Source organism: Vibrio sp. 378 (assembly GCF_033339435.1).
The window spans coordinates 23,075-41,862 of record NZ_JAWOUO010000016.1; the positions used below are offsets into that span (position 1 = coordinate 23,075).

Below are 18,788 nucleotides of genomic sequence, written 5' to 3' on the forward strand. Positions count from 1 at the left end.
CAACACTTGTTGCGATGACACTTTGCTGTCTATACCGCTTGCGCCGTAAGCTGTTTCAGCAAACGGTCCATCGCTCGATACCCAAGCGCCTCGGCCAAATGCGTTCGTTCAATTTGCTCCGCCCCATCCAGATCGGCGATTGTTCGCGCCACTTTGATAATACGATGATATGCACGAATCGAGAGCCCTAAACGATGCAAAGCGGTTTCAAGAAACTCAGCATCACTCTTATGCAAGGGACAAAACGCCTCAATTTCTCGACTACCTAGCAGTGCATTGACCTTACCACTGCGGTTTAGCATATTGTTACGCGCATGGCTCACACGCGCTTTTACGATAGCAGTCGGCTCACCGCGATCACCACCTTCTGCTAATGTCCCTTTGGGCAAAGCTGGGATTTCTAAAGACATATCAAAGCGATCTAACAGTGGTCCAGATAATCGACCAAGGTAGCGCAAAATAGCTTGTGGATTGGTGCGCGCTTGATTGCCTTCGTAATATCCTGTCGGGCTTGGGTTCAAGGCTCCGACTAATTGGAAACGAGCCGGAAAGCGTGTTTTACCTTGCGCTCGAGAGATAATGATCTCTCCAGATTCGAGCGGTTCGCGTAACGAGTCCAGAACTTTACGATCAAATTCGGGCATTTCATCGAGAAACAATAACCCGTTGTGGGCTAAAGAGATCTCCCCTGGTCTGGGTACCGAACCACCGCCGACTAATGCCGCCATTGAACTTGAATGATGCGGAGAACGAAACGGACGCGACTTCCAGTTATGCTCATTAATTTCACTCTGAGTCAACGATGCCACCGAAGCGGTTTCCATTGCTTCTTCGTCACTCATTTCCGGTAATAAGTCACACAAACGCGAAGCCAACATCGTTTTTCCAGTACCTGGCGGGCCAAGGAAAAGTAAGTTGTGGTTTCCAGCGGCAGCAATCTCCAGTGCTCTCTTACCTTGTTGTTGGCCAATAATATCTTGTAAGTCTCGACCATGTTTTTCGATCGTTTTTCGCTTAGGCGTTTGAAAAAGATTCAGTCGATGTTGACCACAAAGCTCGGCACATACTTCCAGTAATGATTGGGCCGATTTATGTTGTTCCTTCCCCACCAGCGCCGCCTGATCGCCATTCACATGTGGGACGACCAAATGGCGTTGAATCTTACTAGCTTCCAGCGCAGCAGGCAGCACACCTTTTACAGGTCTCAGACCACCAGATAGTGCTAACTCACCAACAAATTCGTAGTTTTTGAGCTTATCTGTCGCGATTTGCTCCGAAGCGGCCAAAATTCCCAATGCAATAGGAAGATCAAAACGTCCTCCCTCCTTAGGTAGATCTGCCGGAGCCAAGTTCACGGTGATCCGCTTAGCAGGAAATTGAAAGTTAGAATTAATGATCGCACTGCGTACGCGATCTTTGGACTCTTTTACCGTTGTCTCTGGCAAGCCTACTAAGGTAAACCCTGGCATGCCGTTGCTGATATGAACTTCTACACTAACCGATGGCGCTTGCACCCCGACGCTTGCTCGACTATGAATGATTGCCAGCCCCATACGTTCCTCAATTTTTTTGAACACTCTGTAAACAAATGTTTTATCTAGTTGGTTATGTTATATACCGCGTCCCAATTGAGAGTTAATGTGAAAAAAGAATGACTTTTTGCTTGTCATGCAGCGGAATTGTGTGATACCACTAATGACGCAAACAATTTCGTAGAACATTACACAACATTTTTTAACGAAAAAAGAACGACAGACAGATGAACCTTTTCGCTCATATCAACGCACTGCTAGCCCTGATTATCGTGGTCATTATTGGCACCGCGCGGGGTATTGTGGGCGAAAGGTAACCACAAATTACAAAAAACCCCCGCACTGAAAAGTCCGGGGGTTTTTTTACAACTACAAGTTGTCATCTGTCTAACCCTCGGACAGTTTAACGGGAAGAATGGGAGTGCACATGAAGTGCAATAAATATGGCAATCGCTACGAGCCACAACGTAGCAAAGGAGGTTTACGATGACTGGTGCACAACTTGTCGTAGCCGCTTTAAGACAGCAAGGCATCGAAACCGTTTTTGGCTACCCCGGCGGGGCCATCATGCCAATCTATGATGCTTTGTATGACGGTGGGGTGGAACACATCCTATGCCGTCACGAGCAAGGGGCCGCTATGGCAGCTATCGGGATGGCTCGTTCCACTCAAGACGTTGCTGTGTGCATGGCAACTTCCGGCCCAGGAGCCACTAACCTTGTTACCGGCCTTGCCGACGCTTTCCTTGACTCCGTACCTCTAGTTGCCATCACAGGCCAGGTAGCTAGCTCTCATATCGGTACCGATGCATTCCAAGAAATGGATGTGATCGGAATGTCCCTAGCCTGTACTAAGCACAGCTATCTCGTGACCGAAATTGAAGATCTAGCTCCGACACTTGCCGAAGCCTTTGAGGTAGCAAAAACCGGTCGTCCGGGTCCTGTCATTGTCGATATCGCCAAAGACGTTCAACTCGCTCAAGCACCCACAGACCTTCTTCCTCCATACATAGCACCAGCAATCGAAGATGTCAGCGCTGAAGATATCAAACGTGCGCAAGATGTGCTGGCAGCATCAACTCGCCCAGTGTTGTATGTTGGTGGTGGCGTGCAACTTGCGAAAGCAACCGATGCAGTACGCGAATTTCTTCGCTTAAACCCAATGCCTGCAGTTAGCACATTAAAAGGCCTCGGTACCATTGAACGCCATGATCCTCACTATCTTGGTATGTTGGGTATGCACGGCACCAAAGCCGCCAATCTAGTGGTTCAAGAAGCTGATCTATTGATCGTGGTTGGCGCGCGTTTTGATGACCGTGTGACGGGTAAGCTCGACACGTTTGCACCAAATGCGAAAGTGATTCACATCGACATTGATGCTGCGGAGATTCATAAACTGCGCCACGCCAACGCACCATTACGTGGCGACATCAACACCATTCTTCCTCAGCTAGAGCTGACTCAAGATATCTCACCGTGGGTTCATCACAGTGAAAGTCTGCGCAGCGGCTTTAAGTGGCGTTACGACCACCCAGGCGAGTTAATCTACGCACCGCTATTGCTTAAACAACTGTCTGACATGATGCCAGATAGCTCAATTGTCTCGACCGACGTCGGTCAGCACCAGATGTGGGCAGCGCAACATATCCAGCCACGCGAACCACAAAATTTTATCACTTCTGCTGGCCTTGGCACCATGGGCTTTGGCTTGCCAGCGGCGATGGGTGCTGCAGTCGCACGTCCTGATGATCAGTCTATCCTTATTACAGGTGACGGTTCATTTATGATGAACGTTCAGGAATTGGGCACGCTGAAGCGTCGTCAGATTCCAGTGAAGATTGTCCTTCTTAATAACCAACGTCTTGGCATGGTTCGCCAATGGCAGTCATTATTCTTTGACGGTCGCCACAGTGAAACCATTCTTGATGACAACCCAGATTTCGTGATGTTAGCAAAAGCGTTCGATATCCCGGGCAAAACCATCACCAAGAAAGAAGAAGTCGAACCTGCTCTCAAAGAGATGCTAGCGAGTGAAACTTCTTACATGCTTCACGTTTTGATTGATGAAGAAGAAAACGTGTGGCCATTGGTGCCACCTGGCGCATCAAACAGTGATATGTTGGAAAATACATAGGAGACAATCGCATGGACAGATATTTACTCGACATCAAAGCCGATGACAAACCGGTACTGTTGGAGCGCGTTCTACGTGTGATTCGTCACCGAGGCTTCGTGATCAAACAAGTCGCTGCTACGCAAAACCACGAAAGCAAAGTAGCCAGCGTCGAGATCATCGTCGACAGCGATCGACCAATCTCGTTTTTGATCAATCAAATAGAGAAGTTGTGGGACGTTCGTAAGGTTGAGGTGCTAAAAATCCGCAACGATGAACTGCCAAATCACAACTTACAACAACACGTAAGTGCATAAGGAAGGCAACAAATGGCAACGAAAACTGCAGATTTCATTTGGTTTAATGGTGAGATGGTTCCATGGGCAGAGGCGAACGTTCACGTTCTGACTCACGCAATGCACTATGGTACATCCGTGTTTGAAGGCGTGCGCTGTTACAACACACCAAAAGGCCCAATTGTCTTCCGTCACCGTGAGCATGCACAACGTCTAAAAGATTCTGCCAAGATTTACCGCTTTCCGATCCCTTTCTCTGTAGAAGAAATCATGGAAGCGACCCGCGAAACACTGCGCCAAAACAAACTCGATAGCGCTTACATTCGTCCATTGGGTTTTGTCGGTAATGTTGGCTTAGGCGTATGTCCACCAGTTGGCACTGAGATGGATCTAATCATTGCAGCATTTCCTTGGGGCTCTTACTTAGGCGAAGAAGCGCTAGAAAAAGGTGTCGATGCGATGATTTCAAGCTGGAATCGCGCTGCGCCAAACACCATCCCAACTGCGGCTAAAGCAGGCGGTAACTACCTATCTTCACTACTGGTTGGTGGTGAAGCGCGTCGTCACGGTTACGACGAAGGTATTGCGCTAAGCGTAGATGGTTACCTATCGGAAGGGGCTGGTGAAAACATCTTCGTTATCAAAGATGGCGTAATCACCACACCACCAGCAACTAGCGCGATTCTACCGGGCATCACTCGTGACTCGATCATGACAATTGCACGCGATAAAGGCTACGAAGTACGTGAAGCGAACATTGCTCGTGAAGCCCTTTACCTTGCCGATGAAGTCTTCATGACAGGTACTGCGGCTGAGATTGTACCAGTGGCAACCATCGACAAGATTGAAGTGGGCACTGGTAAGCGCGGCCCTATCACTAAAGAACTACAAGCAGCCTACTTTGGCCTATTTGACGGCACCACGGAAGATAAGTGGGGCTGGTTAGACTATGTGTACCCAGAACAGAAGTAAGAAGGATTAGGAAATGCCAAAATATAGATCAGCTACCACCACACATGGTCGTAACATGGCGGGTGCACGAGCACTGTGGCGTGCAACGGGTGTGAAAGAAGAAGACTTCGGTAAACCAATCATCGCCGTTGTAAACTCGTTTACTCAATTTGTTCCGGGTCACGTACACCTGAAAGACATGGGTCAGCTTGTAGCACGCGAAATCGAAAAAGCTGGCGGTATTGCGAAAGAATTCAACACCATCGCGGTTGATGATGGTATCGCAATGGGTCACGGCGGCATGCTGTACTCACTGCCTTCACGCGAACTGATCGCAGACTCAGTAGAATACATGGTCAACGCGCACTGTGCCGATGCCATGGTATGTATCTCTAACTGTGACAAAATCACTCCGGGAATGTTGATGGCATCAATGCGTCTCAACATTCCTGTTATCTTTGTTTCTGGTGGTCCTATGGAAGCGGGTAAAACCAAGCTTTCCGATCAGATCATCAAGCTAGACCTTGTTGATGCAATGATCCAGGGCGCAGATCCAAAAGTTTCTGATGAGCAAAGCGAACAGATCGAGCGCAGTGCATGCCCAACGTGTGGATCGTGTTCAGGCATGTTTACCGCAAACTCGATGAACTGTTTAACTGAAGCACTCGGTCTTTCTCAGCCGGGCAACGGTTCTATGTTGGCGACTCACGCAGACCGTGAACAGCTATTCCTCAACGCGGGTCGACGCATTGTTGAACTGACTCGTCGTTACTACGAGCAAGATGACGAATCCGCATTGCCACGCAACATCGCAACCTTTGATGCCTTTGAAAATGCTATGGCACTGGACATCGCTATGGGTGGCTCAACTAATACGATTTTGCACTTATTGGCAGCAGCGCAAGAAGGCGAAGTCGATTTTGATATGGAAGATATCGATCGCCTGTCTCGCCAAGTACCGCACCTGTGTAAAGTCGCACCGTCCACTCAGAAATATCACATGGAAGACGTGCACCGCGCTGGTGGTGTAATGGCTATCCTTGGTGAGCTTGACCGTGCCGGTCTACTGCACAATGATGCGCGCACCGTACTTGGTCTTTCCATGAAAGAGCAGCTCGCAAAATACGACATCATCCAAACTGAAGACGAAGAAGTACTCAAGTTCTACCGCGCAGGTCCTGCAGGTATTCGCACTACACAAGCATTCTCACAAGATTGTCGCTGGGATCGACTTGATGATGACCGCGCTGAAGGTTGTATTCGTGCCAAAGACAATGCTTTCAGCCAAGAAGGTGGTCTAGCTGTTCTATCTGGCAATATCGCACTTGATGGCTGTATCGTTAAGACCGCTGGCGTTGATGAAAGCATTCTTAAGTTCACTGGTCCTGCCGTGGTTTTCGAGAGCCAAGAAGACGCCGTTGAAGGCATCTTAGGCGGAAAAGTTAAAGCGGGCGACGTGGTAATTATCCGCTACGAAGGTCCTAAAGGTGGTCCGGGCATGCAAGAAATGCTGTACCCAACCACTTACTTGAAATCGATGGGACTCGGTAAAGAGTGTGCACTTCTGACTGACGGTCGCTTCTCTGGTGGTACATCAGGTCTGTCTATTGGTCACGCCTCTCCTGAAGCGGCAAATGGCGGTGCGATTGGTCTGGTAAAAGAAGGCGATATGATCGCAATTGATATTCCAAACCGTTCAATTTCACTCCAAGTATCTGAACAAGAGCTTGCTGATCGACGTGCAAAACAAGACGAACTAGGCTGGAAACCTGTTGACCGCCAACGTGAAGTTTCATTTGCACTCAAAGCTTACGCAAGTATGGCGACCAGTGCTGACAAAGGTGCAGTACGAGACAAATCTAAGCTCGAGGGCTAGCTTTATGAGTCAACCCTTTCCCTTAAAACAGGAAAACCAATCTGGTGCAGATTATCTGCGCCAGATCTTGCGAGCTCCTGTGTATGAAGTTGCAACAGTCACCCCATTACAAGAAATGCCTCGCCTTGCTGCACGCATTGGTAACAATGTGCAAATCAAACGCGAAGATCGCCAGCCCGTACACTCGTTCAAACTGCGCGGCGCTTACAACATGGTGGCAAGCCTGTCTGAAGCACAAAAAGCCGCTGGTGTCATTGCTGCATCCGCAGGTAATCACGCCCAAGGCATGGCGCTTTCGGGTACAAAGCTAGGCATAAAAACCACCATTGTGATGCCAAAAACCACACCAGATATCAAAGTCGATGCGGTACGCGGGTTTGGTGGCAACGTGGTGCTGCATGGCAGTAATTTTGATGAAGCAAAAGCGGAAGCTGAGCGCCTATCCGAGTTAAACGGTTATACCTTTGTCCCACCATTCGATCATCCACTGGTGATTGCAGGTCAAGGTACTATCGGCATGGAAATGCTGCAGCAAAATGGTCACCTGGATTACATCTTCGTACCTGTTGGTGGTGGCGGTTTAGCCGCAGGCGTAGCGGTGCTTGTGAAGCAGTTGATGCCAGAAATCAAAGTAATTGCGGTCGAGCCAGAAGACTCTTCATGCTTAAAAGCAGCTTTGGATGCTGGTGAGCCAGTCGTACTAGACCAAGTCAGCATGTTTGCCGATGGCGTCGCAGTAAAGCGCATTGGTGAAGAGACGTTTCGTCTGTGCCAAAAGTACATTGATGGGCATATCGCAGTCTCCAGTGATGAAATCTGCGCTGCTGTGAAAGACATCTTTGAAGATACTCGTGCTATCGCAGAACCTTCCGGCGCACTTGCTCTAGCGGGCTTAAAGAAGTTTGCTGAGCAAAACAAACTCGAAGGCAAAAATCTAGGCACCGTACTGTCAGGCGCCAACACCAACTTCCATGGTTTGCGTTATGTTTCTGAACGCTGCGAGCTTGGTGAGAAACGTGAAGGCCTGCTTGCGGTCACCATTCCTGAGCGTCAAGGTGCCTTCTTTGAGTTCTGTAACCTCATTGGCGGTCGTGCCGTAACGGAGTTTAACTATCGTTACAACGATGACGCACTGGCGAATATCTTTGTCGGTGTGCGTTTGCAAGGCGGTCAGGAAGAACTAGAAAACATCATCCATGACTTGCGTGATGGTGGTTACCCTGTGGTTGACCTCTCTGATGATGAAATGGCGAAACTGCACGTACGCTATATGATTGGTGGTAAACCATCTAAGCCACTCAAAGAACGCCTCTACAGCTTTGAGTTTCCAGAATATCCGGGAGCGCTACTGAAGTTCTTGAGTACACTCGGTACCCATTGGAATATCAGCTTATTCAACTACCGTAACCACGGCGCTGACTACGGACGTGTTTTATGTGGTTTCGAGTTAGATGAAAGCGATTTAGCTCAGTTTTCTGCGCATTTGCGCGAACTTGGCTATCAATGCAAAGACGAGACAGACAACCCATCGTATAAGTTTTTCTTGTCATAAAACGCCACATTTCAAATATATCAAAGACAACACCTCGCATTAGCGAGGTGTTTTTATGACTGTAACCAATCTTTATGTAGCTGATTAGGCGACCCAAGATAGTCCACCATCCACTGGATCAATTTATGATTATCATCTTTGCGCCATACTAAGCAGCAGTGACTGAGCGGTTTATCATCCGGCATGACCTTCTCCACCAGCACACCATCATTGATTAAGGGTGTTGCAATATGACGTGGCATGTAACCCACGCCCACCCCATTTTTTAAACATTCAATCGCACTATACCAATTGGGCAATAATAATCGGCGCTGTTGCGGATAATGGCCAGTATGGCGTTTTGGCAGCACGTTCGAAGTATCATCAAGACAGATCGCCGGAAATTGACTCACAAACTCTTCAGTAAGCACTTGTTGTCGAACGCAAGGATGAGCGGGTGACATCACAAATGCCCAATCTAATACGCCCATATCTTTGACTTCAAAATCCCCACCAACGGGAACCGCAGACGTCGCGCCAACGACAATGTCGGCTCGACCTTGTGCTATGGCTTCCCAAGAACCATTGAAGACCTCCATATTGATCTGCAATTCAGCAAATTCAAACTCGCGATAGAAATCTTCCACCAAAGGTTTGAGTTTTTCTAACTTCACCACGTTATCTAAGGTCAGCTTTAACGTGCTTTTCCATCCTTGAGCCGCTCGCCGCGTTTGTGCTTTCACCTCTTCCATTTGACGCAGCAAAGAGCGCGCCTCGGCCATAAAAAGTTCACCCGCTGGAGTTAGCTCGACTTTCCTTGGTAAACGTCGAAACAGCACCACATCTAAATCTTGCTCGACCTGCCTTACTCCATAGCTAATGGCTGAGGGGACTTTATGCAATACCTCAGCCGCAGCGGTGAAACTGCCTAAACGGGCAACCGTATCCAGCATTTCCAAAGACGCTTTAGAGAACATGATTTAACCTTTCAAAAAATTTGATTGATAACCAACAATTTTAGCGTTTTATTTTCTCAAAATCGAAAAATAGAATAATAAGGTAAATAAATCAGGGTTGGCGCCAACTGATGTTGATTAAAAAGTGATTAAATAATTTGACTGGTTGAATCATGAAAATCTCAAAACTACAGCTCATTTATCTGGCAGCATTATCGATGCTTGGCTTCGTTGCTACCGATATGTATCTGCCAGCATTCAAAGCGATGGAAATCGACTTTGCAACAGGCCCTGAGCAAATAGCGCTCTCTTTAACGGTATTCCTCGTTGGTATGGCGATTGGCCAACTAATGTGGGGATTGGCATCCGATAAATTTGGCCATCGTAATACACTCGCAGCCGGGTTGGTGTTATTTACTATCGCGTCATTCGGTTTGGCTTTCTGTGATCAAGTATGGCAACTACTCACACTGCGCTTTATCCAAGCTATCGGTGTGTGTGCACCAGCCGTGATCTGGCAGGCTATGGTCATTAAGCGCTACTCAAGCAGTAGCCAACAAATTTTTGCGACAATCATGCCACTCGTCGCGCTATCACCAGCACTAGCACCTCAATTAGGGGTTGTATTGGCAGATAACTTAGGCTGGCACAGTATCTTTATTACGCTAACACTGGTTGGTGTCTTTTTGGTCTTTGCGACCATGGCACAAAAAGACGAGAAAGCAGAAATCAAACAAACCAGTATATCTGCCGACATCAAAGCGCTTCTGAGTTCTAAAAAATACCTTGGCAACGTGTTTATGTTTGCGACGGCTTCAGCTGCATTCTTTGCTTACCTAACTGGGATGCCAGAAATCATGGCGCAACTGGGCTACGAAGCAAAAGATATTGGTTTGAGCTTTATCCCACAAACCATCGCGTTTATGGCTGGTGGCTACTTAGGTAAAGTAGGCGTTCGAAAATTTGGTGATGAAAAGGTTCTGCGCCAACTGATTGGCCTATTTAGTGTCGCGGCATTAATGATTTTCATTGCTTCACAGTGGGAGCTGTCATCGATTTGGCCTATTCTTGCGCCATTCTGTTTGATTGCCGTTGCTAACGGCGCACTGTACCCAATCGTGGTAAACCGTGCACTGGCCAGCGCACAACAGAGCCCTGCAACAGCAGCAGGTCTGCAAAACAGCCTGCAAATCTGTGTAAGTAGCTTCTCAAGTGCATTGGTAGCCGCAATGGCAAGCCAAGCTCAGGTGGTTACTGGCATCGCAATCATCATCTGTATGGGTGGGCTGTGGATGGGATACATTCTGTCGAATCGCGAATTATCCAAGCACTTTACGACTCCTGACAACGCCCGAGTCGTGAGTGAAGACGAACTTTAATCGTTCAGATAATAAAAAGAGCCGCGCAATGCGGCTCTTTCTGTTTATAAGCTTTTCAACCCCCATTTCTTGGCAGTCTGCTTAAAAAAGCCTTGAGTCTTTTTCAACTCTACCCAGTGATTGATGTAATTAATCCATACTTGATCGTCTTGCGGCAACAACATAGCAATTGGGGTTGGTTTACGCGGTGCGGTCACTGGCACTATCGCCAACTGTTTAAACTTATCCACCAACGTCGCTGCTTCCACATTGGACGTCACCGATACATCGGCCCTGCGAGCTAGTAGTTCTTGGAAGTCGCGCGCTGGCGCTTCAATAACAATATGCTGAGCAGACGGGAAGAACTCTTTCACCATTTTTTCTTGTACCGTACCTAACGTCGCTGCGACTTTTACTTCTGGTTTATTAAAATCCGCCCAATCAGAAAATTTGGCGAGATCTTTCTTTTGCACCACAGGTACAAAGGCAAGGTAGAAATACGGCTGGCTGTATCCAGCTACTTTCGCGCGCGACATGTTCAGAGATGCGCTGCCAGTAATATCGTATTTGTTGGCGGTAATGCCATTAACTAGCGTCTTCCAATCCGCGGGCACATACTCCACTTTTACACCGAGATCTTTAGCAAGTTCTGTTGTTACATCGATATCGAAGCCACGATAACTGTTTGTCGCGGGGTCTTTCATCGTCATCGGATTCCAATCTCCCGTCGTTCCAACTCGGAGTACGCCATTGTCTAAAATGGATTGAAGACGGCTTTCAGCGTGAGCGACTTGAGTCGCAGCAAGCAAACACATTCCTAGCACTAGTAAAATCTTTCTCATTTTTATTCCCTTAAAAATAATGACCTTATACGGTTTAATAATTAACCTTTATTAGAGCTCTACTGATAACATAGCAGCAACAAAGGAAGTTTTTTAGTTAATTCAGGGAGTAAATGTGACGTTTCGAACTCTATGGCTGTTTTCACTGCTATTACTCACTGGTTGTTCAGATTATCAATGGGGCTGGTATGTACTTGACCCTTCGACGGATCAAGGGCTCACCAATCTAAAGTTTTTAATCGCTGGGTTTAATGACACCATTCAGGTATCACTCCTCAGTATGTTATTTGCGATGAGCTTGGGCCTGATCGTTGCGTTACCCGCTCTGTCGGACTCTGCCTCTCTGAAGTGGATAAACCGTATTTATGTCGAGGTGATCCGTTCAGTGCCAGTTTTAGTCTTACTACTTTGGGTGTATTACGGCATGCCTACGCTATTGGATGTCTCACTCAATCACTTTTGGGCGGGTGTTATTGCACTGACTATCGCTGAGAGCGCGTTTATGGCGGAAGTATTTCGCGGTGGAATACAAGCTATCAGCCGTGGCCAGCATGAAGCGGCTGAATCTTTGGGCTTAAGCTATTGGCAAAAGATGCGCTTGGTAATTCTTCCCCAAGCGTTTCGGCAAATTCTCCCACCACTGGGCAATCAATTCGTCTACATCCTCAAGATGAGTTCTTTAGTCAGTGTGATTGGTTTAAGCGATCTCACTCGCCGTGCTAATGAGCTGGTGGTGAATGAGTACTTACCCCTAGAAATTTATACCTTCCTCGTTTTGGAGTACTTGTTGCTCATCCTATTTGTATCTCAAGCCGTTCGTTGGCTCGAAAAACGTATTGCCATTCCTAGCTACTAGCGATGAAGCCTTAGCTAGAAACAACAAAGCCGCTCTTGTTGAGCGGCTTTGACAATATAGAGACAGAGTGTAGGTAATGCTTATTTTTGTTTTACAGGACGCTGCCAGCCAGTAATTTTGCGCTCTTTGACGCGAGTAATTACTAACTCACCTTCTTCAACATCTTTTGTTAGTGTCGTGCCTGCACCGATGGTTGCGCCATCAGCGATAGTGACAGGCGCCACTAGCTGGCTATCAGAACCAACAAAAACATCATTACCGATGATGGTTTTAAACTTGTTCGCACCATCGTAGTTACAAGTGATAGTACCTGCACCGATGTTAGTACGTTGACCGATCTCTGCATCACCTAAGTAAGTTAGGTGGTTCGCTTTTGAACCTTCTCCGATGCGCGCATTTTTCACTTCAACGAAGTTACCCACATGGGAATCGTTACGCATTTCAGCACCAGGACGAAGGCGAGTAAATGGACCAACCGTACATTCTTCACCAACCGTTGCACCTTCAATCACACTGTAAGGGCGAACGATGGTGTTGTCGTCGATTTCACAATCTTTCAGTACACAACCCGCACCGATAACCACGTTATCACCCAGTGAAACTTTACCTTCGATGATAACATTCACGTCGATTTCACAGTCCATACCGCACTGTAACTCACCACGCAAATCAAAGCGTGCTGGATCGCGTAGCATGACACCTTGCTCTAGTAGCTTCTGAGCTTGCATTGACTGGAAAGCGCGCTCTAGACGAGCAAGCTGTGCGCGGTCATTGACCCCTTCCACCTCAATGGCATTGACTGGGTGTACTGCCTCAACGGCACGACCTTCATCGTGTGCAGCTGCAATAACGTCAGTTAGGTAGTATTCGCCTTGTGCGTTGTTGTTGTTTAAGCCAGACAACCAACGCTTAAGATCCCCACCAGTCGCAACCATCACGCCAGTGTTGATCTCTTTAATTTGTTTTTGTTCTTCTGTTGCATCTTTTTGTTCAACGATCGCCACAACAGGACCATTCTTACGGATAATACGACCGTAGCCTGTCGGGTTATCTAGAATCACTGTTAGTAGTGCAATACCGCCTGTTGGCTGTGCATCTAATAGGTTTTCAATCGTTTCAGCTGAAATCAGTGGAACATCACCGTAAAGCACGAGGATTTTTTCATCGTCTTCAAAGCGAGGAGATGCTTGATCAACCGCATGACCAGTCCCTAACTGCTCCGCTTGCAGTACCCAATTTACAGGCTCTTCTGCAAGAGTAGTTTGCATTTGATCACCACCGTGACCAAAGACCAAGTGGATATTTTGTGCGCCAAGACCTGTACATGTATCAATCACATGTTTTGCCATTGGCTTACCTGCCAAAGTGTGTAGCACCTTAGGCATGTTCGAATGCATACGGGTACCTTTACCCGCTGCAAGAATCACAGCACTGAATTTCATTGATAACCTATTGACGTTTTATGTTAATTGGCCGTTATTTTAAACAGCTCTTTTAAAATAGTTAATGGAGTAAGGTAAATTTCCAACTAAAATTAATCAAAAAGGCGACCAATTGGCCGCCTTTTTTCATGCAACGTTGCTAATTGAGCTTAGCGACGCTTTTTTGTCAGCTCGATAACTCGTAGCTGAGCAATGGCTTTAGCCAGTTCACTGGCCGCTTGTGCGAAGTCCATGTCACCATGCTGATTCTGGATTTGCTCCTCAGCGCGGCGTTTGGCTTCTTCTGCCTTCGCTGCGTCTAGCTCTTCACCACGGATAGCTGTATCAGCTAGTACAGTCGCTGTACCAGGCTGAATCTCTACCATACCACCAGAAACATAAATAATTTCTTCGTGGCCGTGCTGTTTCACAATACGCACCATACCAGGCTTGATAGCGGTCAGCAGCGGTGTGTGACCATGGAAAATACCAAGTTCACCTTCGCTACCGGTCACCTGAAACGTTTCAACACGACCAGAGAAGATTTTCTTCTCAGCGCTTACTACGTCTAGGTGAAAGGTTATTGCTGCCATATCGCCTCCTAGTTAGCCTTATAGCTTCTTCGCATTCTCAATAGCATCGTCGATGCTACCGCAGTACATAAATGCCTGCTCAGGAATGTCGTCGTATTCACCAGCTAGTAGACCTTTAAAGCCACGTAGAGTCTCTTTTAGAGGTACGTAAATACCAGGGTCACCTGTAAATACTTCTGCTACGTGGTAAGGCTGAGTTAGGAAACGCTCAATCTTACGTGCACGAGATACAACTTGCTTATCTTCTTCAGATAGCTCGTCCATACCTAGGATAGCAATGATATCTTTCAGCTCTTTGTAGCGCTGAAGAGTCTGCTGAACACCACGAGCAACTTCGTAGTGATCTTGACCAACGACTAGTGGATCAAGCATACGAGATGTTGAATCTAGCGGGTCGATCGCAGGGTATAGACCCATTGCAGCGATGTTACGGTTAAGTACAACCGTTGCATCCAAGTGCGCGAACGTTGTTGCTGGAGACGGGTCAGTCAAGTCATCCGCTGGTACGTATACCGCCTGTACAGACGTGATAGAACCTGATTTCGTTGACGTGATACGCTCCTGAAGTACACCCATCTCTTCTGCAAGAGTTGGCTGGTAACCTACCGCAGAAGGCATACGACCTAGTAGTGCTGATACCTCTGTACCTGCAAGTGTGTAACGGTAGATGTTATCAATGAACAGTAGTACGTCACGACCTTCGTCACGGAAACGCTCTGCCATTGTTAGACCAGTCAGTGCAACACGTAGACGGTTACCTGGTGGCTCGTTCATCTGACCGTAAACCATCGCTACTTTTGATTCTTCAGGCTTCTCAACGTTTACAACGCCCGCTTCCTGCATCTCGTAGTAGAAATCGTTACCTTCACGAGTACGCTCACCAACACCAGCAAATACTGATAGACCTGAGTGCTGTAGTGCGATGTTGTTGATAAGTTCCATCATGTTAACGGTCTTACCTACACCAGCACCACCGAATAGACCGATTTTACCACCCTTAGCGAATGGACAAATTAGGTCGATTACTTTAACGCCCGTTTCTAGAAGTGCAATTTCGTTTGATTGCTCTTCGTAGCTTGGTGCACTACGGTGGATAGAGTAAACCTCTTCCGCACCCACTTCACCACGCTCGTCAATCGCGTCACCTAGGACGTTCATGATACGACCTAGAGTTTTAGTACCTACTGGTACTGAAATTGGAGCGCCAGTGTTAACCACTTCTACTCCACGACGTAAACCATCAGAGCTACCCATTACGATACAACGAACTACGCCACCGCCTAGCTGTTGTTGAACTTCAAGAACTAGACGCTCTTTTGAGTCCGTTACGTTTAGAGCGTCATATACACTAGGTACATCGCTCTGTGGGAACTCTACGTCGACTACCGCACCGATGATCTGTACGATCTTACCTGTAGCCATCGTTAATCCTCTAAACTATTTCGTTTTACCTAAGCTTAAACCGCAGCTGCACCACCAACGATTTCTGATAGTTCTTGTGTAATCGCAGCCTGACGGGCTTTGTTATACACAAGTTCCAAATCGTCAATCAAACTGGTTGCGTTATCCGTTGCAGCCTTCATCGCAATCATTCGAGCCGCTTGCTCACAAGCAAGGTTCTCAACCACACCTTGGTATACCTGAGACTCTACGTAACGCACTAATAGCGTATCCAGTAGAGGTTTTGGTTCAGGCTCATAGATGTAGTCCCATGAATGCTCACGCTGCATCTCTTCGCTGTCCGATTTAGGCAAAGGTAGCAATTGATCGATCGTTGGTTGCTGAACCATAGTATTTACAAACTTGTTGAATACTACATATAGACGGTCCAGTTCACCTTCATCGTATTTCTTCAGCATTACGCCAACAGAGCCGATTAGGTCTTGTAGGCTTGGATTATCTCCAAGACCAGAAACCTGTGCCGCAACTTTTGCGCCACCATGTTTAAAGAAAGCTGTTGCTTTTGAGCCAACAACGGCTAGCTCAATCTCAGCACCCTTCTCTCTCCATGCTTGCATGTCTGTAACGGCTTTTTTGAACACGTTAATGTTCAAACCACCACACAGACCACGGTCTGTCGAAACGATGATGTAACCAACACGTTTAGCTTCACGCTCTTCTAGGTACGGATGACGGTACTCTAGGTTTGCGTTAGCCACATGACCGATCACTTTACGCATTGTTTCAGCGTATGGACGAGAAGCTTCCATTGCATCTTGAGAACGACGCATTTTTGAAGCTGCTACCATTTCCATCGCTTTCGTAATTTTCTGAGTGCTTTTAACACTACCGATTTTATTACGTATCTCTTTTGCGCCGGCCATCGTTACTCTCCGTTAGTTGGTGGCAGAAACTGCCACCGACCTAATTACCAAGTTTGGGTTGCTTTGAAGTCGTCAGTCAGTTTCTTCAACTGAGCTTCGATTTCATCGTTGTAAGCGCCAGACTTGTCGATCTCAGCTGCTAGTTCAGCGTATTGACCGCGAGCGTACGATAGTAGAGCCGCCTCGAAATCTAGAACTTTGTTAAGTTCTACATCATCAAGGTAACCGCGCTCTGCCGCGAAGATAGTTAGAGCTTGGTCAAATACAGACATTGGAGCGTACTGCTTCTGCTTCATTAGTTCTGTAACTTTTTGACCATGGTCTAGCTGTTTCTTCGTTGCGTCATCAAGGTCAGAAGAGAACTGAGCAAATGCCGCTAGTTCACGGTATGCAGCTAGTGCTGTACGGATACCACCTGATAGTTTCTTGATGATTTTCGTCTGAGCTGAACCACCTACACGAGATACTGAGATACCAGGGTCAACAGCAGGACGAACACCAGCGTTGAATAGCTCAGTTTGTAGGAAGATCTGACCATCGGTAATCGAGATTACGTTAGTCGGTACGAATGCTGAAACGTCACCTGCTTGAGTTTCGATGATAGGAAGAGCAGTCAAAGAACCAGTCTTACCTTTCACTTCACCGTTAGTGAAACGCTCTACGTACTCTTCGTTTACACGAGCTGCACGCTCTAGTAGACGCGAGTGTAAGTAGAATACGTCACCTGGGAATGCCTCACGGCCTGGTGGACGTTTAAGTAGTAGAGAGATCTGACGGTAAGCTACCGCTTGCTTAGATAGATCATCGTAAACAATCAGTGCGTCTTCACCGCGATCGCGGAAGTATTCACCCATCGCACAACCTGCGTAAGGCGCTAGGTATTGAAGCGCTGCAGATTCAGAAGCTGATGCAACTACTACGATAGTATTTTGTAGTGCGCCGTGCTCTTCTAGTTTGCGAACAACGTTAGCGATAGTCGATGCTTTCTGACCGATTGCTACGTAGATAGAGAAAATACCAGAGTCTTTCTGGTTGATGATCGCGTCGATCGCCAGTGCTGTTTTACCAATCTGACGGTCACCGATGATAAGCTCACGCTGACCACGACCGATTGGGATCATTGAGTCAACTGACTTATAACCAGTTTGCACAGGTTGGTCTACCGATTTACGGTCGATTACACCTGGTGCGATCACTTCTACAGGCGAAGTCATTTTCGCTTCGATTGGACCTTTACCATCGATAGGCTCACCCAGCGTGTTTACTACGCGGCCTAGTAGTTCTGGACCAACTGGCACTTCAAGAATGCGGCCAGTACCTGTAACTTTCATGCCTTCCTTAAGGTCAGCATATGGGCCCATTACAACCGCACCAACCGAGTCACGCTCAAGGTTAAGTGCCAGTGCATAACGGCCACCCGGTAATTCAATCATTTCACCTTGCATCACGTCCGCTAGGCCGTGGATGCGGATGATACCATCGCTTACCGATACGATAGTACCCTCGTTGCGAGCTTCACTAACAACTTCGAAAGATTCGATACGTTGTTTGATCAGATCGCTAATTTCCGTGGAATTAAGTTGCATGCTCCAATCCCCATTAAGACTGCAATGCATCGCTCAGGCGGTTCAAACGACCACGCGCTGAGTCATCGATGACTAGGTCTCCGGCTCGAATAATAACCCCACCAAGTAGGGTCTCATCTACACTGCAATTCAGCTTCACTTTGCGTTCAAGACGCTTTTCAAGTTTGCTGCCAATGTTTGCAAGTTGTTCATCAGAAAGCTCTGTTGCTGAAATTACTTCAACATCAATTTCTTTCTCATGTTCTTTTTTCAGAGTAAAAAACTCTTTACAAACATCAGGAAGGGCCGCTAAACGACCATTCTCAGCCATTACCTTCAAAAGGTTTTGACCGTGCGCATCAACTTGTTCGCCGCAAACTGCAACAAAAATTTCTGCCATTTTGTCAGCAGAAACCGAACCCGTTAGTAGTTCGTTCATTTGTTCGTTTTTGGCCACTTCAGCAGCAAAAGATAACATTTGGCCCCATTGGTCCAACTGGTCTTTCTCTAAAGCAAAGTCGAAGGCTGCTTTAGCATAGGGGCGTGCGATAGTAGTCAAATCAGACATATGCGCC

At 47.2% G+C, this 18,788-nt stretch carries 16 protein-coding genes; 7 read left to right on the forward strand and 9 right to left on the reverse strand.

All coding sequences use genetic code 11. The annotated features are described in order from the left end of the window. Positions 1-29: 29 nt before the first annotated feature. Positions 30-1,553, reverse strand: a complete 1,524-nt coding sequence (locus tag R7Q48_RS20840; RefSeq protein ID WP_005383862.1) for a YifB family Mg chelatase-like AAA ATPase — start codon at positions 1,551-1,553, stop codon at positions 30-32. Positions 1,554-2,018: 465 nt separating this feature from the next. Between R7Q48_RS20840 and ilvG the strand changes: the two genes are divergently transcribed. The 5 genes from ilvG to ilvA are packed head-to-tail and all read left to right on the forward strand — an operon-like array spanning position 2,019 to position 8,319. Further along, positions 2,019-3,665 carry an acetolactate synthase 2 catalytic subunit gene (ilvG, locus tag R7Q48_RS20845; RefSeq protein WP_005378960.1) on the forward strand — a complete coding sequence of 549 codons (1,647 nt, stop codon included), beginning with the start codon at positions 2,019-2,021 and terminating at the stop codon, positions 3,663-3,665. 11 nt (positions 3,666-3,676) lie between these two features. Next, on the forward strand, positions 3,677-3,961 hold the full coding sequence (gene ilvM, locus R7Q48_RS20850) for an acetolactate synthase 2 small subunit (protein ID WP_005378958.1): 285 nt from the start codon (positions 3,677-3,679) through the stop codon (positions 3,959-3,961). Between the two features lie 12 nt (positions 3,962-3,973). After that, positions 3,974-4,912, forward strand: coding sequence for a branched-chain-amino-acid transaminase (gene ilvE / locus R7Q48_RS20855; RefSeq protein ID WP_005378953.1), 939 nt, complete (start codon positions 3,974-3,976; stop codon positions 4,910-4,912). 13 nt (positions 4,913-4,925) lie between these two features. Then, positions 4,926-6,767 carry a dihydroxy-acid dehydratase gene (gene ilvD, locus R7Q48_RS20860; RefSeq protein ID WP_029790004.1) on the forward strand — a complete coding sequence of 614 codons (1,842 nt, stop codon included), beginning with the start codon at positions 4,926-4,928 and terminating at the stop codon, positions 6,765-6,767. A gap of 4 nt (positions 6,768-6,771) precedes the next feature. Beyond that, positions 6,772-8,319, forward strand: a complete 1,548-nt coding sequence (gene ilvA / locus R7Q48_RS20865; protein WP_005429804.1) for a threonine ammonia-lyase, biosynthetic — start codon at positions 6,772-6,774, stop codon at positions 8,317-8,319. Positions 8,320-8,372: 53 nt separating this feature from the next. Here the strand turns inward: ilvA and punR are convergent, their stop codons facing one another. Continuing rightward, the gene (punR, locus tag R7Q48_RS20870) at positions 8,373-9,275 is read right to left on the reverse strand and encodes a DNA-binding transcriptional activator PunR (RefSeq protein WP_017821565.1); all 903 of its coding nucleotides are present in this window, start codon (positions 9,273-9,275) and stop codon (positions 8,373-8,375) included. A gap of 152 nt (positions 9,276-9,427) precedes the next feature. Between punR and punC the strand changes: the two genes are divergently transcribed. Next, on the forward strand, positions 9,428-10,633 hold the full coding sequence (gene punC, locus R7Q48_RS20875; protein ID WP_318132433.1) for a purine nucleoside transporter PunC: 1,206 nt from the start codon (positions 9,428-9,430) through the stop codon (positions 10,631-10,633). Between the two features lie 44 nt (positions 10,634-10,677). Here punC and R7Q48_RS20880 read toward each other — a convergent pair whose 3' ends face one another. After that, complete coding sequence (locus R7Q48_RS20880; protein ID WP_213877823.1) at positions 10,678-11,454, reverse strand: transporter substrate-binding domain-containing protein; 777 nt, start codon at positions 11,452-11,454, stop codon at positions 10,678-10,680. 115 nt (positions 11,455-11,569) lie between these two features. On the opposite strand from R7Q48_RS20880, the gene R7Q48_RS20885 reads away from it, so the two are divergent. Beyond that, positions 11,570-12,310 (forward strand): amino acid ABC transporter permease, encoded by a 741-nt coding sequence (locus R7Q48_RS20885; protein ID WP_005383852.1) that lies wholly within the window; start codon positions 11,570-11,572, stop codon positions 12,308-12,310. A gap of 80 nt (positions 12,311-12,390) precedes the next feature. Here R7Q48_RS20885 and glmU read toward each other — a convergent pair whose 3' ends face one another. From glmU to atpH, 6 genes are all read right to left on the reverse strand, one after another. Beyond that, the gene (glmU, locus tag R7Q48_RS20890; RefSeq protein WP_213904097.1) at positions 12,391-13,752 is read right to left on the reverse strand and encodes a bifunctional UDP-N-acetylglucosamine diphosphorylase/glucosamine-1-phosphate N-acetyltransferase GlmU; all 1,362 of its coding nucleotides are present in this window, start codon (positions 13,750-13,752) and stop codon (positions 12,391-12,393) included. Positions 13,753-13,901: 149 nt separating this feature from the next. Next, on the reverse strand, positions 13,902-14,324 hold the full coding sequence (locus tag R7Q48_RS20895; RefSeq protein ID WP_005378937.1) for a F0F1 ATP synthase subunit epsilon: 423 nt from the start codon (positions 14,322-14,324) through the stop codon (positions 13,902-13,904). A gap of 18 nt (positions 14,325-14,342) precedes the next feature. Then, entirely contained in the window at positions 14,343-15,746 is a 1,404-nt protein-coding gene (atpD, locus tag R7Q48_RS20900) for a F0F1 ATP synthase subunit beta (RefSeq protein ID WP_005378933.1), read from the reverse strand. A 35-nt stretch (positions 15,747-15,781) separates the two neighbouring features. Continuing rightward, a complete protein-coding gene (gene atpG / locus R7Q48_RS20905) occupies positions 15,782-16,648 on the reverse strand; it encodes a F0F1 ATP synthase subunit gamma (protein ID WP_005378932.1) in 867 nt (288 codons plus the stop codon). A 44-nt stretch (positions 16,649-16,692) separates the two neighbouring features. Beyond that, positions 16,693-18,234: a F0F1 ATP synthase subunit alpha gene (gene atpA / locus R7Q48_RS20910; protein ID WP_005378931.1), complete on the reverse strand. Its 1,542-nt coding sequence runs from the start codon at positions 18,232-18,234 to the stop codon at positions 16,693-16,695. A gap of 13 nt (positions 18,235-18,247) precedes the next feature. After that, positions 18,248-18,781: a F0F1 ATP synthase subunit delta gene (atpH, locus tag R7Q48_RS20915; RefSeq protein ID WP_005378930.1), complete on the reverse strand. Its 534-nt coding sequence runs from the start codon at positions 18,779-18,781 to the stop codon at positions 18,248-18,250. Positions 18,782-18,788 lie beyond the last annotated feature (7 nt).